Source organism: Flavobacterium sp., from assembly GCF_013822155.1.
Lineage (GTDB): Bacteria > Bacteroidota > Bacteroidia > Flavobacteriales > Flavobacteriaceae > Flavobacterium.
Genome location: NZ_PNJW01000007.1, coordinates 41,085 through 58,489 on the forward strand (window position 1 = coordinate 41,085; position 17,405 = coordinate 58,489).

At 33.7% G+C, this 17,405-nt stretch carries 15 protein-coding genes; 14 read left to right on the top strand and 1 reads right to left on the bottom strand.

The window, feature by feature from the left end; genetic code table 11:
* The first annotated feature begins 3 nt into the window (after window positions 1-3).
* From C0512_RS03305 to C0512_RS03370, 14 genes are all read left to right on the top strand, one after another.
* On the top strand, window positions 4-1,308 hold the full coding sequence (locus C0512_RS03305; protein WP_290858855.1) for a flippase: 1,305 nt from the start codon (window positions 4-6) through the stop codon (window positions 1,306-1,308).
* A gap of 1 nt (window position 1,309) precedes the next feature.
* Entirely contained in the window at window positions 1,310-2,494 is a 1,185-nt protein-coding gene (locus tag C0512_RS03310; RefSeq protein ID WP_290858857.1) for a PQQ-binding-like beta-propeller repeat protein, read from the top strand.
* A 5-nt stretch (window positions 2,495-2,499) separates the two neighbouring features.
* Window positions 2,500-3,663, top strand: a complete 1,164-nt coding sequence (locus tag C0512_RS03315; protein ID WP_290858858.1) for a polysaccharide pyruvyl transferase family protein — start codon at window positions 2,500-2,502, stop codon at window positions 3,661-3,663.
* On the top strand, window positions 3,660-4,811 hold the full coding sequence (locus tag C0512_RS03320; protein WP_290858859.1) for a glycosyltransferase: 1,152 nt from the start codon (window positions 3,660-3,662) through the stop codon (window positions 4,809-4,811). Before C0512_RS03315 ends, C0512_RS03320 begins: the two co-directional genes overlap by 4 nt.
* Window positions 4,808-5,899 carry a glycosyltransferase gene (locus C0512_RS03325; RefSeq protein ID WP_290858860.1) on the top strand — a complete coding sequence of 364 codons (1,092 nt, stop codon included), beginning with the start codon at window positions 4,808-4,810 and terminating at the stop codon, window positions 5,897-5,899. The genes C0512_RS03320 and C0512_RS03325 overlap by 4 nt, the downstream gene beginning before the upstream one ends.
* Window positions 5,886-7,004 (top strand): glycosyltransferase, encoded by a 1,119-nt coding sequence (locus C0512_RS03330; RefSeq protein ID WP_290858862.1) that lies wholly within the window; start codon window positions 5,886-5,888, stop codon window positions 7,002-7,004. Before C0512_RS03325 ends, C0512_RS03330 begins: the two co-directional genes overlap by 14 nt.
* Window positions 6,991-7,920, top strand: a complete 930-nt coding sequence (locus C0512_RS03335; protein ID WP_290858863.1) for a GNAT family N-acetyltransferase — start codon at window positions 6,991-6,993, stop codon at window positions 7,918-7,920. Before C0512_RS03330 ends, C0512_RS03335 begins: the two co-directional genes overlap by 14 nt.
* A gap of 2 nt (window positions 7,921-7,922) precedes the next feature.
* Complete coding sequence (gene asnB / locus C0512_RS03340; RefSeq protein WP_290858864.1) at window positions 7,923-9,758, top strand: asparagine synthase (glutamine-hydrolyzing); 1,836 nt, start codon at window positions 7,923-7,925, stop codon at window positions 9,756-9,758.
* Between the two features lie 122 nt (window positions 9,759-9,880).
* Entirely contained in the window at window positions 9,881-10,996 is a 1,116-nt protein-coding gene (locus C0512_RS03345; protein WP_290858865.1) for a glycosyltransferase, read from the top strand.
* Window positions 10,993-11,934 (top strand): GNAT family N-acetyltransferase, encoded by a 942-nt coding sequence (locus tag C0512_RS03350; RefSeq protein WP_290858867.1) that lies wholly within the window; start codon window positions 10,993-10,995, stop codon window positions 11,932-11,934. The genes C0512_RS03345 and C0512_RS03350 overlap by 4 nt, the downstream gene beginning before the upstream one ends.
* 3 nt (window positions 11,935-11,937) lie before the next feature.
* Window positions 11,938-13,125, top strand: coding sequence for a hypothetical protein (locus C0512_RS03355; RefSeq protein ID WP_290858869.1), 1,188 nt, complete (start codon window positions 11,938-11,940; stop codon window positions 13,123-13,125).
* Between the two features lies 1 nt (window position 13,126).
* Window positions 13,127-14,083, top strand: a complete 957-nt coding sequence (locus C0512_RS03360; RefSeq protein ID WP_290858871.1) for a polysaccharide deacetylase family protein — start codon at window positions 13,127-13,129, stop codon at window positions 14,081-14,083.
* A 1-nt stretch (window position 14,084) separates the two neighbouring features.
* The gene (locus C0512_RS03365) at window positions 14,085-15,233 is read left to right on the top strand and encodes a hypothetical protein (protein ID WP_290858873.1); all 1,149 of its coding nucleotides are present in this window, start codon (window positions 14,085-14,087) and stop codon (window positions 15,231-15,233) included.
* Entirely contained in the window at window positions 15,230-16,387 is a 1,158-nt protein-coding gene (locus C0512_RS03370; RefSeq protein WP_290858874.1) for a glycosyltransferase family 4 protein, read from the top strand. The genes C0512_RS03365 and C0512_RS03370 overlap by 4 nt, the downstream gene beginning before the upstream one ends.
* A gap of 34 nt (window positions 16,388-16,421) precedes the next feature.
* Here C0512_RS03370 and C0512_RS03375 read toward each other — a convergent pair whose 3' ends face one another.
* Window positions 16,422-17,189, bottom strand: a complete 768-nt coding sequence (locus C0512_RS03375; protein ID WP_290858876.1) for a hypothetical protein — start codon at window positions 17,187-17,189, stop codon at window positions 16,422-16,424.
* Window positions 17,190-17,405 lie beyond the last annotated feature (216 nt).

Below are 17,405 nucleotides of genomic sequence, written 5' to 3' on the forward strand. Positions count from 1 at the left end.
TTAATGGCTTCTTTTTTAAATGATTTAGTTAGAGTAGGTTTTTCCAAAGTGGCTATAATCATTTTTGGAGTGGGAACTTCTGTTGCTACTGCTCGGCTACTTACTCCTGAACAAAACGGAGTTATTGCAACGCTATTAGTTTATCCTTCTTTATTTATGGTACTGGGTTCTATGGGTATCAGGCAATCTACCACTTATTTTGTTGGAAAAGAAATTTTCAATATTGATCGGATTAGACAAGCGGTTACTCAAATATGGCTGATAACTTCTTTTATAAGTATGATTATCTGTTTTTTCTTGTTCTACTTTCTTTCTAAGAACATTCCTGATTATACTTTAGTTTTTGTTTCCATCAGTTGTATTCCTTTTAGTTTGCATAATACGTATTGTTCCGGAATTTTTCTGGGAAAAAATGAGATTAAAGAATTTAATAAAATTAATTGGATACCAAACTTTGTTACATTTATTGGAACAATATTGCTTATCTATCTGTTCAATCTTGAAATTCTTGGAGCGATGTTAGCTTTTCTATGTGGGCATTTAGCTATTTTCATTGCTTTAACAATTAAAGGAGAAAATTTAAAAATCAACAGTTTTCATTTTGAATCAGAAGTAATAAAAAAAATGTTGTCTTTAGGGATGGTTTATGCTTCAGCGTTACTGATTATTAGTTTAAATTATAAAATTGACGTTGTTTTATTAGAAAACTTAAGTACCTCTTATGAGTTGGGAATTTACTCCAAAGGTGTGAGTATTGTCGAATATTTATGGCAGATTCCCATGTTGTTTAGTTCCATTGTTTTTGCCCGTAGTGCCGTATCAAAGGATGGAAATGCTTTTTCAGTTAAAGTGGCTCATTTGTTAAGACTTTCATTAATTGCAGTAAGTTTGATTGCAATTTTTTTAATATTATTTTCCAAACCAATTATATTATTGCTCTATGGAAAACAATTTTTAGACAGTGTTTCAGTTATGCAGGTTTTATTACCGGGAGTGGTATTATTAACCATTTTTAAGGTAATGAATATGGACTTGGCCGGAAAAGGCAAACCTTGGATAGCCATGAAGTCAATGATTTTACCGTTGTTTCTTAACATAGGTATAAATTTTTATTTCATTCCTTTATATGGTTCAGATGGTGCCGCTTTGTCTTCCTTAATTACCTATTCATTAGCTTCTTTTTTCTTTTTACATTTTTACAGTAAAGAAACCGGTATTCCTATTAAAACAATTTTGCATTATAAAAAATCTGATTTTGAACCTTTGTGGCAGGTTTGGCATAAAGTATCCTTAAAACTTAAAAAATAATATGTTTTTATTTGATAAAGAACGAACCGGCAGAATTCAATCTTCTCATGTTTATGATAATTTACCTCAAGAGATTTGGAAAATTTCATTTAAGCAAGACCCCATTCGTTGTGCAGAATCGACACCGGTTATTGATGGTAATGGAAACATGTATTTTGGTTCACATAACGGATGTATTTATTGTTTAGATTCAAATGGTTCAGTCAAATGGCAGTTTGTTACTGAATATAAAGTGTATTCCAGCCCGTTATTAGTTGAAGATAAATTATACATTGGTTGTAATGCCTCCACTTTGTTGTGTTTAAATTTAGAAGGCGAATTAGTTTGGCGGTATGACGGTTATTTGGCATTTGCTAAACAGTCTAAATTAAAAAGGTTAGTAATAAACACTTTTAATCATTTATTTTATGATTATGAATTTAAAAAATTCATGAAAATAAATACTTGGGTTTCGCCTAATTTAGTAAACGACAAAAAAATAGCTTTTGTTTTTTACGGATTAGGGTTGGTTTTACTTGATAAAGATTCTGGGCAAGTTGTTTGGCAAAAATCATTAGGGAATCCCGGATATCATTTAGCGGGAGTTGCTGTTGTTGCAGATGAAGGAAAAGATTTAATTGCCGTTATTGGACAAAATAGCGGTTTACATTTGTTTCAGGAGGATGGAAATTTACGTTGGAAGAAAAAACCTTTTTTCAGGTCTAATGCCTGGGCAAATCCGTCGATAGATCCTCAAGAAAAATGCATTTATCACACGGAAAGTTTTTTTAATAAAAAAGCAATTTTATATAAAACGGATTTAAACGGAACAACTCTTTGGAAAAGAGAATTTCCGTTTGGTTGCCGGGCTTCGGTAGCCATAAGCAGAAAAAATTTCATTGTGTTTTTAGGCTTAAACGGCACGGTTTATCTTTTAGATAAAGCTACCGGAAAGGAATTATATTCTTTAGCCATTGCCTCAAAAGACAGGGGATTATGGACTTCGCCGTCGTTGATGGCTAATGACCATGTTTTAATTAATACTAAAAAAACAGTTAAGAAAGGATCACTTATTTGTCTTTCTGAAAAAGCTGAACCGGTTTGGGAAATTGAGTATGCCAAAGCATTATCAGTGCCTGTGATTGATTCAAATGGTTTTCTTTACTCTGCGACATGGGCAGGAGACTTTTATAAATTTAAAAAATAATCAGTATGAAAATTGGCATATTAACCTATCATCATGTTATCAATGACGGGGCGGTTTTACAAACACTTGGTCATGTGTATACTTTAAAAGAGTTATTTCCTGACGCAACCATTGAAGTTATTGATTATCGACACAAAACCATTGAGAATATTGAAAAAAGAGAAGTTTTTAAAGAATTGATAAAATTAAAAAGAAATGCATTTTCAAAAATAAAAAGATACTACAACTTTAAAAAATTTGTTACTGAACTTTTGCCTTTAACTAAAGAAAAATTGATTTCAGACAACTTAGAAGAAGCTACGGAGTTTATAAACAAACAAAATTACGATTATGTAATTGTTGGGAGTGATGAAGTTTGGAAGATATTAAACAGAAAATATGCCAGACAATTTCCAAATATCTATTGGTTACCAGAAGGTATTAAAGCCAAAAGAATAGCATCTGCTGCTTCAGCTAATGGTTCAAATCCAAAATTACTTCTAAACGACAAATTTAAAAATCAAGCAAAAAAAATTGTCAATAATTTTCATGCCATAGCTGTTAGAGATCAGTATACTTTTAATTTGATTAAAAGTCTAGATGTTGACGCACCACTTTATCAAGTGCCAGACCCAACTTTTGGAGTGGATTGGCAAGCCAATGGAGTGAAAGAAAAGTTAGAAAAAGTTGGTGTTGATTTTAATCGGAAACGGTTTGCTTTAAATTTGAGTTCAAACAATGTTGAATTTGCAAAAGCTTCTGAACAAATTTCCCATTATGCCAAACAAAATAATATTCAACTAGTTGGAATTGGTCAGTATAACAAATTCTGTGAAATTAACTTTTCTGATATATTAAATTCCTTAGAATGGGCGACTTGTTATCAATATTTTGATTTTTGTGTAACCGACCGTTTCCATTCTACTATTTTCAGTATTAAAAATAAAGTTCCTTTTTTAGTAATTGAATCAGAAAAAAAGTATCCAACCGAACATAAGGGAAAAATTGTAGATTTATTATCAAAAATGGATAAGTTACACTATCATCGATTTTATAATGACTCTACTGATTTTAAGGAACTTATAGCGAATTTGATTGAATCTTATAAAAAAGATGATTTTGATTCCGTTATTGTAAATTTTAAAAGTCAATTCAGAACTCATTTATTAAATGCGATAAATATAAATTGAAAAAAATAGTTTACATATTAGATACTTTTGAAACCGGTGGAGCCGAAAAAAGTTTATTGGACATTGCCATTCAAAACAAAGCGGCAACGTCTTATTTTATAACGATTTATCGGGGTAATCAATTGGCTGAATTAGCAGCTAAAAATGGTATTACTGTTTTTCAACTTAATAACGATGAAAAGTATGGTTTTTCAAAAGCGGTACAACAACTTATTCCAATCATCAAAGAAATTCAGCCTGATATCATCCATTCTACTTTATTTCGGGCCGATATCATCGCCAGAAAGCTAAAGAAGCACTTTACTATTCCATTAATTTCCAGCTTGGTCAACAATTCCTATATTGAAGAGCGTTATTCCAAACTAACTACTTTAGGCAAATTAAAACTTTATGGTATTCAACAGCTGGATGCTTTTACGGCGAAGCATGTTGATTTATTTATCTCTAATTCAGAAACAATCAAAACGTCTAATGCCAAGCATTTACATCTTAATCCGGAAAAAATTAAGGTTATTTTCAGAGGAAGAGATTTTGATAAGTTTCAACATAGTAACGAAGAACGGATTCATCAACTTAAAAAAGAGTTGGGCATTCGTGATAATGACCAAGTTTTAGTAAACGTCAGTCGTTTATTAGAACGAAAAGGGCAACTCGATTTATTGGACGCTTTTAAGAACCTTTTACAAAAGCAACCCCAATTAAAATTGCTGATAGCCGGAGAAGGAGGTTATCGAAAAAATTTGGAAGCTAAGATAGCGGCTTATCAATTACAGGACAACGTTCAACTTTTAGGGAATCGAAATGATATTCCCGATTTACTTCGTTTGGCTACTGTTTTTGTTTTTCCTACCCATTATGAAGGATTACCCGGAGCTTTAATTGAAGCTATGATGGCCAAAAAAATTATTGTTTGTTCGGATATTTCAGAAAATAAAGAATGTGTTACTTCAAAAGAAGCCGTTTTTTTTAAAAAAGGAGATGTATCTGATTTAGAAAATAAGTTGGAACAGGTTTTATCTAATCAAGCCCTTTATATTGACTTAGCTCAACATGCTCAACAAGTGGCCTATGACAAATTCAGTATTGAAAGTATTGTTAAGCAGTATAATCAAACTTATGAAAGTTTAATTCGTTTTAACAAATCATGATAATTTTTCAACTTATTCAAAAACCACAACTTCGCGGGGCCGAGATGTTTGCGGCTCAACTTTCGCAAGAGTTGGAAAAAAGCGGACACACCGTTTTTTTGATTGCTCTTTTTCCCGGTGAATCGGTTTTGCCTTTTTCGGGGACTTTACTTCCATTGAATCGCCCTATAGCTAAACGATGGACAGATTTTGAAGGTTGGAAGCAGTTCGCTATTTTAATTGAGCAACATCAACCGGATGTGATTCAATGCAATGCCGGTGATACGTTGAAATTTGCGGTTTTGTCTAAGCTTTTGCACCGTTGGAAAACCCCTTTGGTTGCTCGAAATGCCAGTATGGTCAGTTCTTATATTCACCATCCGGTTACCAAATGGATTAACGGTTTTTTTTATAAAAATACGCAGGCTATTATCTCGGTTTCTCAACTTTCGGCTATTGATATCAATGAATTATTTCCGGAAACAAAAAGCAAAACAACCGTTATTCCTATCGGGGTTCAATTTCAGGATAGTAAACCCGTTCAGTGGAAAAATGAAGGTAAAGCGAGTATAAACCTCATTCACGTTGGCGGTTTTACGTTTGAGAAAAACCATACGGGTTTACTGTCTATTTTTCAAAAATTCTTAGCGGCAAATCCGGAGGCTCATTTGCATTTATTGGGTGATGGTCCGTTGAGAGGTTCTGTTGAAGCACTGGTACAACAAAATAACCTAATTGATTTTGTTACTTTTTACGGGTTTGTGCCAAATGTAATTGATTATATTCACCATGCCGATGTTTTGGTTTTGCCGAGTGTTATTGAAGGATTGCCCGGCGTGATTTTAGAAGCTTTTTATGCTCAAACACCTGTGGTTGCCTATAATGTGGGAGGCGTTTCGGAAGTGTTGCAAAATAACGAAACGGGCTATTTGATTGAAAAAGGGGATGAAGAATCTTTTGTTTCGGCTATACGGAAGGCCATCGATCCTGTTGACTCGGTTGAAATGGTTAAAAAGGGACACCAACTCGTTGTACAAAAATTTAATAATACCTACCTTGCCAAGCAGTTTGAAAAAACCTATTTAATGTTAACCAATGACAAAAATTAAAGTTTTACATATTATCAAATCATTGGGACGAGGGGGAGCAGAAATGTTGCTGCCGGAAACACTCAAAATGCATGATAAAACGGCTTTTGAGTTTCATTATATTTATTTTCTTCCGCAGAAAAATCAGATGGAAAAAGCCATTTTGGAAGCCGGCGGAAAGGTTACTTGTTTTCCGGCTAAAAATAATCTTTCACTAGTATTACAATATCCTAAAATCAGTACTTATTGTAAAGAGAATAAAATTCAACTTATTCATGCACATCTGCCTTGGGCTGGAGTGGTGGCCAGAATTGTTGGCAGACTCACTAAACTACCGGTTCTTTATACCGAACATAATAATTTTGATCGGTATCATTTTTTAACTAAAGCGGTAAGTACAATAACTTATAAATACCAGACAAAAGTATTAGCCGTTTCAGAGGATGCCAAAACAGCCTTAGAAAAAAGAAATTTGTTTCATGATATAGTGTATGTTCCTAATGGCGTTAATACTTCCTTTTTTTTTAGAGAGAACAAGTTTAAAGCGATAGAAGAAGTGGACAACTTCAAAGAAAATAATAGTATTATTGGAACTGTTGCGGTCTTTAGAAAACAAAAACGATTAGCTATTTTTATAGAAGTGGCTCTTTTGGCTCAACAGAAAAATTTACCCTTCAAATTTTTGATGGTAGGAGATGGCCCTGAAATGGAGTCTATCAAAAATTTGATTGACCAATATAAACTTACGAATGTTTACTTAGCCGGGCTTCAGGATCAACCGGCAAACTACATGCAATACATGGATGTTTTTCTTATTACGAGTGATTTTGAAGGGTTGCCTGTAGCTTTATTAGAAGCCATGAGCATGCAAATTGTTCCTTTTTGTACACCCGTTGGTGGAATTCCTACGATTATAAAAGACAATCAAAATGGTGTTTTATTAAAAAGTCAGGATCCGGCAGAAATACTGGATCAATTAGAAAATAAAATTGTAAAGGAAAAGGAAAATTTTATATCAATGAAAAACCAAGCAAGAGCTACGATACTTGCTGAGTACAGTATACAAAGGATGGTGATTCAATTAGAAACTATATATGCAGAAGTGCTGAATGATGAAATCAACTAGTTTTATATATCAATTCGCAAAGCCAACAGATGTTGAGCAAATTGTAACACTATTTAAACTTTGTTTAGGTATAGAAGGTGGTGCACCTACCTTGGCTTTTTGGAATTGGAAACATAATGAAAATCCTGCAGGGGTATCGCCTGTTATTTTGGCTTGGGATCAAGATAAACTTATCGGTATTAGAGCGTTTATGTGTTTTAAGTTTATAAAAAATAATGAATCGTATGTTGGATATAGACCTGTAGACACAGCAACCCACCCGGATTATCAAGGAAAAGGAATATTTAAAAATTTGACGTTGACTTTACTGGAAGAGTTAAAGAAGAAAGAAGAAAATGCTTTTGTCTTCAACACGCCAAATTCTAAGTCAAAACCGGGCTATTTGAAAATGGGTTGGATAGAATGGGGCAAACCTTTTCTTCAACTGATGCCTACCTTCTCTATTTTAGGGAATAGTTTTAAAAAAGACCAAGAGCGATTATTAAATTATGATTTTTCGACAATATCCAAACCTGAATCCAATCATTTAGCAGTATATAAGGATGCGGAATATTTAGCTTGGCGTTATCAAAAAATAAGCTTGCAACAGTATGGAATGAAAATAATGGACGTAAATAATACACAATATACGATCATTTACAGACAGAAAAAGATTAAATTTTTGAATGAATTCAGAATATGTGATGTGCTAAAAAACAATACAATTTGTACTGAAATCTCAACTATTATTTTGTTTAAATTGTTTTTCTCCTTTGGTTTTGGAGTGCTCTCTTTTATCAATAAAAAAACATTTTGGTTTACTATAAAACTTAACAACAAAGCCCCAATGATAACGTATAGAAAAATCAAAGAGGAGGATGCTATGCTGCTTTTCAATAAAGTTGATTTTAGTATTGGGGAATTAGAACTTTTTTAATTATGTGTGGAATATTTGGTTGTATAGGTGAAGTTTCAGATGCTCGTAAAGGAGCAATCTCTCAAAGTCTTTTTCATAGAGGCCCTGATAAACAGGCATTTGCTACGGTCAATGGGTTTACGCTGTTTCACAGTAGGCTCAGTATTATTGATAGTTCGGGGGGTAATCAACCTTTTTTAACAGACACCGTTGCTTTGGTTTTTAATGGGGAAATTTATAACTATAAAGAACTAATTAAAACACATCAGTTACAGGTTAGTTCAAAGTCTGATACGGAAGTAATAATCCGTTTATATGAAAAACTAGGCAAAGATTCTTTTCAATTTTTGGATGGTATGTTTGCCTTTTGTTTACTTGATTTAAAAACAAATGACGTTTTTTTAGTTCGGGATAGAGCGGGTAAAAAACCACTTTATTACACACAGGGAGATAATTTTATGTTTTCAAGTGAGATGAAAGCATTTTTCGCTGCAGGTTTTAAAACCGGCATTCATACTGAAAACCTAAAAATGCATTTACAAAAAGGTTTTGTTGCCGGAGAACCTACCATTTATGATGCAATTTACGAAGTTTTACCGGGCCACTTTTACCATTTTTCACCCGATGGGAATGTACGTTCTAAAGTGCAATATTGGTCATACCAGGCGGTGTTAAAAAACACTAAACTTGTATCAAATGAACAAGAGGGTTTATCACTGTTAGATTCAAAGCTTCATGCTGCCGTTGAAAAAAGAATGTTAGCGAGTGATTTGGAAGTTGGTGCTTTTTTAAGTGGTGGCATTGATAGTTCGTTAGTCTGTTCGCATGCTGTAAAAATCAACCCAGCTTTAAGAACATTTACTGTGCAAACCGGTGATGGGTTTGACGAATCTACTATTGCATCTGCCATTGCAAAACAATTAAAAACAAATCATACGGTATTGAAAATTGACGCTTCAAATTTAAAAAATGATTATGTCAAAATTTTATGTGCCTATGATGAGCCAATTATTGATGAGAGTATAATCCCTTCTTATTATGTGGCTCAAGAAGCAAAAAAACACGTTACTGTTATTTTGAATGGAGATGGAGGTGATGAAGTTATGGGAGGATACAGAAGGCATTTATTGTATAAGCATTATCATGCTTTACAAATGTTACACTATCCGATTTCTTTACTTCAAAAAATGTTTCCTTCAACAGACGATAAAATGAGTTGGAAAAATTATATCAAACGATTACACTCTTTTGCAACCTTGGATGAATCTCAAAAATATTTTTCTGCCACAACAGATTTATTTTATGATGCACCGGGTTTTAGAGAGCCGGTTGATTTGTATTGGAACCAAATTGTTGAAGAATCAAGCGATTTAAACACAAGCTTAGACAAAATATTATACCTTGATTTCATGGGTATTTTGCCTAAAATATTACTAAAAAAGATAGACATATCTACAATGCAACATGCCATTGAGGGAAGGTCTCCTTTTTTAGATACTAATTTTATAGAAGCAACAGCCGCAATTCCTCAACATTTAAAAATAAAGGGTATTACGTCAAAATACTTATTGCGTAAATTAGTTCAGCAAAAAATACCCGGAGATTTTCATAAGTTACCCAAACGAGGTTTTGAGATTTCAGTTCAAAAATTGCTGGAAACTGATTTAAAAGAAATGGCAACTGATTTATTGCATAGTCAGTCTCCTTTTTATAAAGAATTACTAGACGAACAATACATAAAAAAGTATTATTTAAAAGCAAATTCTAAAGTAGATGAAGTAAAACGCTACAAAGGAATTTTTGCATTATTGAATTTAGAAATTTGGCATCAAAATTTAAATCTAACCCAAAAATATTAATTAGTAGTTTTTAAACATCAAAAGTGAATGTCTTTTGTTAAAAAGTTACACATCTTTTGTTCAAAAGCTATACATTAACTAACTTGCAAAACTGACAATTAATAACAGTCAAATCGATTTTAATGCCAAAGATTAAAGTTTTACATATCATTAAATCACTTGGTCGCGGCGGTGCAGAAATGCTTTTGCAGGAAACGATTAAAAAGCATAATCAGCATGATTTTGAATTTCACTATCTTTATTTTTTACCTTGGAAAGACCAAATGGTTGAATCAATTCAATCGGCAGGAGGTATAGTTACTTGTTTTTCCGCTAAAAATAATATATCACTGTTATGTCAATACCGAAGAATTATTAAGTATTGTCGTCAGCATCAAATTCAATTAATTCATGCTCATTTGCCTTGGGCAGGTTTTGTCAGTCGATTAGTGCATCGTTTAACCGGAATTCCATTATTATACACAGAGCACAACATTCAAGAACGGTATCATTTTGCAACTAAAATTATTAATAAATATACCTTTAACTGTCAATCTATGGGAATTGGTGTTTCAGAAGATGTTACCAATTCTATTCAAAAAAATATTTTTCCAATTATTCCTGTTCAAACTGTTTTAAATGGTGTAAATACAGAAAATTTTACCAGAAAAGGAACAACTGAACAGTCAGTGATTAGAAAGCAATTTGGCATACCTGATGATGCTTTTGTTGTAGGAACCGTGTCGGTTTTCCGTTTCCAAAAGCGGTTAGATTTATGGTTGGAAATTTTAAAAACCGCCGTTGATAAAGATGCTTCTGTTTACGGAATTATTGTAGGAGCCGGTCCATTACAAGCTGAATTGGAACAAAAACATAAAGCTTTGGGATTAGAAGGGAAAGTTTTTTTTGCAGGACTTCAAGTAGAAGTTAGGCCCTATTATGAAGCAATGGATAGTTTTATGATGTGTTCCTCTTTTGAAGGTTTGCCCATCGCCTTGCTTGAAGCCATGAGCATGGAGTGTGCTATTTTGACAACAGACGCCGGTGGAATTAAAGAAGTTGTTCGAAATAATCAAGAAGGGATGGTTGTATCCGTTGAAAATTGGGCGGAATTAGCCAATAAAATAGAGCTTGTTAAAGGGGATGACGAATTTTTAAAGAAATTACAGCAATCAGCCAGAATCAGAGTGATTGATTCTTTTAGTATGGATAATATGGTAGTAACTTTGGAAAGTTTATATCGAAAATATACATCATGACCATTCGTTTAGCCAAAATAGAAGACACCAATGCCATTGTTCAACTTTTAAAAGAAAGTTTGGGTGAAACGCTATTGAAAAAAACGACTACCATTTGGAATTATAAACATCATCAAAATCCATTTGGAGAATCCCCGGTTTTATTAGCAGAAGAAAATGGTCAAATTATTGGAGTAAGAGCTTTTATGCAATGGCAATGGCAAGATGGGAATACTATTTGGCAGGCTTATCGTGCAGTGGATACGGCGACTCATCCAAACCACCAAAGAAAAGGAATCTTTACAAAATTGACGCTTTTGGCTTTAGAGAATGTAGGAATTTCAAAAAAGTGTTTTGTTTTTAATACGCCCAATGAAAAAAGTCGTCCCGGTTATTTAAAAATGGGGTGGGTATCACTTGGTAAAATTAACATCAAAATTATTCCAACTTTTTTGTATGGTGTAAATTATTTGTTTTCTAAAGATGAAAAATATGCTATTTCAATGGGTGAAAATCAATTGCAATCACTTTGTGAGCAGCATAATGAAAGAATGAAAAAAGGTTCAGGATTATTTACCCCTAAGTCAGTAGATTATTTAAACTGGCGTTATAGAGACAATCCGATTCAATCGTATGAAATTATCACAGGGGATAATTGGTATATTGCAATGCATATCAAGAAACATACGTATTTTAATGAACTTCGAATTTCTGAAGTATTAGGAGCCGATAGTCCATCGGAAAGAAAACAAATTAGAAAAGTTGTCACTAAATTTGCACTTCAAAATCGGTGTTTATTAATTATTACAACAGAGCGTCAATTATTTTCACTAGGTTATTTTGGTGCAGTAGGGCCTATATTAACTTGTAGAGATTTAACTGAGAATGGCGTAATTCTTTCACAATCAAGAAATGAGAAAACATGGCAATATGCTTTGGGTGATCTCGAATTATTTTAACAAATGGATATAATTCTTGTTTTTGTCGTTTTATTGATTGCAACCCAAGTGTTGTTAAATAGTCTTGCTAAAAAACATCTTTTTTTTAATAAAAAACTACTTAACTATCTGTATTTTTATCATTTAGTATTCTTTTTAGTATACTATACTTATACTATTTATAACCCTTCTGACTCTAAATTCTACTACTTATTTACCGAGGAATCTTCTTTAGATTGGTTTGGAATTTTAGATACCAATAATGGGTTTATTCATTTTTTAGCCTATCCATTTGTTAAAATTGGTTTGTCCTATGAATCTTTAATGCTTATATTTTCCTGGTTTGGATATGTAGGATTTGTGTTTGCTTATCTTTTTATGCGGGAAAATATTCCAATTAATGTAAAAGTTTTTAAAAAATATGATTTATTGACATTATTACTCTTTTTACCCAATATGCATTTTTGGACGGTTTCTTTAGGAAAGGGTTCTGTCATTTTTATGGGTTTAATGATTTTTACTTATGCCGTGAAATCGCCTTATCGACGATGGTTTTTATTGATTTTTGGAGGATTTTTTGTTTATATGGTTCGTCCACACGTCATGTTATTTATGTTAGTATCAGTGACAGCAGGATTATGGTTTGGAAAAGAAAAAATGAGTACTGGTTTAAAATTTTTGATTGTCATTGCCTCTATCGGGTTTTTGGCAGCCGCCAGTAATTCCATTTTAGCCGTTGCTAAATTAGAAAACTCTGAAAATGTCATTTCTGATTTTGAAACATTTGCAGAATCCAGATCACAAGGGTTGTCAGAAAAAGCCGGTTCAGGAGTTGCCATGAGTAATTATCCGCTTCCTGTTAAGTTATTTACTTTTTGGTTCCGACCTCTTTTTGTAGATTCTCCCGGGGTTCTAGGGATATTCAGTTCTTTTGAAAATTTTATTTATTTACTTTTGTTCGCTAAAATATGTAATAAACGATTTATAAAGTTTTATAGGAATTCAGTTTACATGGTTAAAATGTCGGCGATTGCCTTTTTGTTAACTTCTTTTGCGATGACTTTTGTGATGTCGAATTTGGGGATTATTATGCGGCAAAAATCCATGGTGATGTATTTTGCCTTTTTTGTCATTTATTATTTTTTAGCCCAGGAGGAATATGATAAGCAGCAAAAGCGGGGTTTAGTTTTAAACGATATAACTCCTTCGTAACATGGAAAAAGGAAAGTTTGTCATTTCGTTGGATTTTGAATTGGTTTGGGGTGTGTTTGATCACATTACCCTAACGGATAAAGTGGCTTATTTTGACAATACACTCGAGGTTATTCCAAAGATGTTAGCTTGTTTTGAAAAACATCAACTCCACGTTACTTGGGCAACAGTTGGCATGCTTTTTAATCAAAATTGGGAAGAATGGCTGGGTAATAAACCAGTTGAAATACCCACTTATACCAATACCAAGTTAGATGCCTATGCGTATGGATTGCAACATCAACATCTTGGTTTGGACCGCTTCTTTTTTGCTCCTGAATTAATAAAATTGATTCAAAAAATACCCGGACAAGAGTTGGCTACCCACACCTATTCGCACTATTATTGTTTAGAATCCGGTCAAACCAAAACACAATTTGAACAGGATTTGGACAAAGCTGTTATGATGGCTTCCAACTTCGGAGCAACATTACATTCCTTAGTTTTTCCAAGAAATCAATGGAATCCGGATTATCTTGGCAGTTGTCAGGAAAGAGGTATTACGCAATTGCGTTCCAATCCGGACGCATGGTATTGGAAAGATACGTCACAATCATCTTTAGCCACTAAGTTATTTCGAACCGGAGATGCTTATTTACCCTTAGGTTCTACCTCGTATTCGATGGAAAAAGTGAAAGTTGATTTAGTAACTGCTCAACCCGCCAGTCGTTTTTTAAGACCCCATCATCGTTTATCTCTTTTGAATTCATTGCGGTTGCAACGTATCAAAAATGAAATGTTGCAGGCCGCCAAACAGGGTGAAGTATATCATTTGTGGTGGCACCCGCATAATTTTGGAAATCATCCCGTCGAATCGATGGTGGTTTTGCATGAAATTGCTTCGTGGTTTACTTTATTACACGAAAAATATGGTATGGAGTCAGTACCCATGAAGGATTTAACCTCAGCAATCCAGTAACTTGAATAAAATAGCCAACATTTTTGATTTTTCTACTTTTTGGGTTTCACTTCAACAACCTGACAGTAAAATTTTTAAAATGGGTTTATTCTTATGGCATTTTGTTTTTGTTTTTATCGCTTGGAACGATAGAGTAAAAATTGGGATATCAGATGCCCATTATTATTGGGCTGAAAATTATTCTCTGGCTGAAAAAAGTTGGTTTTCTTTTTTTAGTTATGGAACCGACTTTGTGGTTTGGCTCAATTATCCTTTTATTAAATTGGGTGTCCCTTTCTTGGGTGGATTTATTATATATGGCCTTATTGGGTATTTTGCCCTTTTAAATTTTATTCATTGGATTACTCTTGTGCTTGGTAGTTCCGTGAAATTCGGAAAATATAACCTCTTGCTGTTGTTGTTTTTTTGGCCTAATTTACATTATTGGACAGCCGTTTTAGGGAAAGAAGCTTTGATTTTTTGGAGTCTTTCCGTTTTATTTTTGGGTTTTACCACCCAACAATTTAAAAATCTTTCTTTTGTGTTGGCTGTTTTATTGTTGCTGGTGATTCGTCCTCATGTCGGCTTATTACTGCTCGCTGCCGGAGGACTTGCTTATTTGATTACTTCGGAAATGCCTTTCCGTAGAAAATTAAAAAAAGTCTTTTTTCTTTTGCCTTTTGCCGTGGTATTATTTTATATGGTTTTAACCCTATCAAAAATCAGGTATTTGGATTGGGATCGTATTGTTCGGTTTAACAGAGGTTCCGTTTTGTCTTTTAGTGATTCGGGGTCTTATGTGCCTATGGAGACCTATTCCTGGTTTTACCGCCTGGTTTCTTTTTATTTCCGTCCTTTTTTATGTGAAGCTACTTCTTTTAGAACCGTTATTGTTGGGTTAGATAATTTAATTTACCTTATTTTGCATGGAATAGCTTTGGTTTTTCTATACCGCTATTTTTCAAAGCTTAAACAATTGCGTATGCCATTTTGGTGGTATACTGCTGTTTTTTTTAGTTTGTTTTGTGGGATGGTATTTATCTTTCGCTATGCTAATTTTGGAATTTTTATGCGTACCAAAATTATGTATGCTCCTTTTATGGTTGTCGCGTTACTTTGGTTAAGTTTGGAATTAAAAAATATAACTGTTTTAAATAAAAGTAAAAATTGACTACACACAAAAAAAAATTAATACGTATCACTACGGTTCCACTTTCTTTAGATAAATTATTGGAAGGGCAGTTGCGTTTTATGCAACAGCATTTTGAAGTGACTGCGATTTCTTCCGAAAAAGCATACCTTGAAAAAATCGGTAATCGGGAAGGTGTTAGCACTTATCATTTGGAAATGACCCGACAAATTACCCCGTTCAGTGATTTGATTTCCTTAATTAAACTTACTTTCTATTTTCTTAAAGTCAGACCGGATATAGTGCATTCCCACACGCCAAAAGCCGGTATTGTGGGTATGGCTGCTGCTTTTTTAGCCCGAGTTCCGCATCGTTTTCATACGGTAGCCGGTTTACCTTTGTTAGAAGAATCGGGTAGTAAGCGAAAGGTGTTGGATTTTGTGGAAAAGGCGACTTACTTTTTTGCCAATAAAGTATACCCTAACTCCAATGGATTGAAAGAAATTATTCTTCAAAATAACTATTGTAAGCCCAAAAAATTAACCGTTTTGGCTAACGGTAGTACCAATGGCATCAATACTACTTATTTTTCCAACGACCATTTCAGTTTTGCCCAAAAGGAGGAATTGAAAGTACGCTATGACATTCAAGACACTGATTTTGTCTTTATTTTTGTTGGTCGTTTGGTTACTGATAAGGGGATTAATGAATTGATTGCCGCTTTTAAAAAATTAAAGATTAATCATCCTACTGCGAAGCTTTTATTGGTAGGTCCCTTGGAAACCGAATTAGATCCTTTACTTCCCCAAACATTAGAAGCGATTGAAAATGTAAAACAAATTAAGGCGGTGGGTTATCAACAAGATGTTCGGTTGTTTTTTGCCATTTCCCATTGTCTTGTTTTTCCGAGCTATCGTGAAGGATTTCCCAATGTGGTGATGCAAGCCGGAGCGATGGAGCTTCCTTCGATTGTTTCTAATATTAATGGTTGTAACGAAATCATTGTTCCTTCTCAAAACGGGGTTATTATTCCCACTAAAGATGAAAAAACATTGTTAGAGGTCATGATAGAACTGATGGAAAACAAGGATTATTATGCACAATTGCGGGAAAATGCGAGGCCGATGATTGTGAATCGGTATGAACAGCAGGTTGTTTGGAAGGCTATTTTGAAGGAATATCAGCTGATGGGGTGATTATAACTCTAATTCGCAGATTAGGTGGATACGCTTATTTAGGGTTATGTTTCAGGACTTGCTGAATGGTTACTGAATTGAAACTTCTTTTGAGTGGTCTGACTGTTTTTTTGTATTTTTCAGAAAAGCCCACGAAAACGTAGAGTAACACTAATTTATCCCCTTTTAATTTCTCCGGGTGGAGTGTAATGTCGATGGTCTTGTCTTCTTTTTCAAACGTCACTTCTTCGCTGTAAGCCGTTTCGAAAGTATCTTTTTCATAGTCCCAATTTGTTTGAGCAACTGCTAAGTGAACAAAAGAAGCATTTTCCGGCCATTCGATGTCGTGAAGCAACGAGAGGTTAGGCAGGTTAAACGTTTCCGATTGGACATCCCATTTTCCCTTTTTTTTCAGGGTTTGGTACAATGGTTTTAGTTTGTTTCCCTCGAAACCAATCAGTAAATTTACTCCTTCCGTGGTATTCATTCCGTTTTCAACGGTTCTTTCTCCTCTTTGATTCAAGGTATCTTCTTCTAAAATTTCAAATATTATTTTGTTGGCTCTTCCAGCGAAGCTTACGTCTTTGGCTTTTTTATTGAACTGTAGAGTCAAAAATCGAAATATTCTACTTTTTTTAGAAGCCTGACCAAATTCTATTCCATGTTTTTTAATTGTGTTGAAAATCGGATTGGTTTTAAACTGTTCGGCGGTTATGCCTGATTTACCTTTTGTACGCACGCGGTTCACTTTACCTTGATCTAAATAAAAGTTAAGATCACCAATAGTTCCGATGATTACAAAGGGAGCTTTTACGATTGCCATGATTTTGTGAGTTTAGGTTTTCAAATATCTTAAAATGATTTTAGATTTGCAAAGAGAATATACCTTAGATCATCTGAATTATTGAATGGAGACAAAAACAAGAAATAATAGAAATGATTTATTCTTATTTGAATTTTTTTAAAAGTAAGTTTTTTAACCGCCCAGTAATAAAAGAGTTGTAAAGCTCAATTTTTGGCTTAACAAACCTGCTCTTCT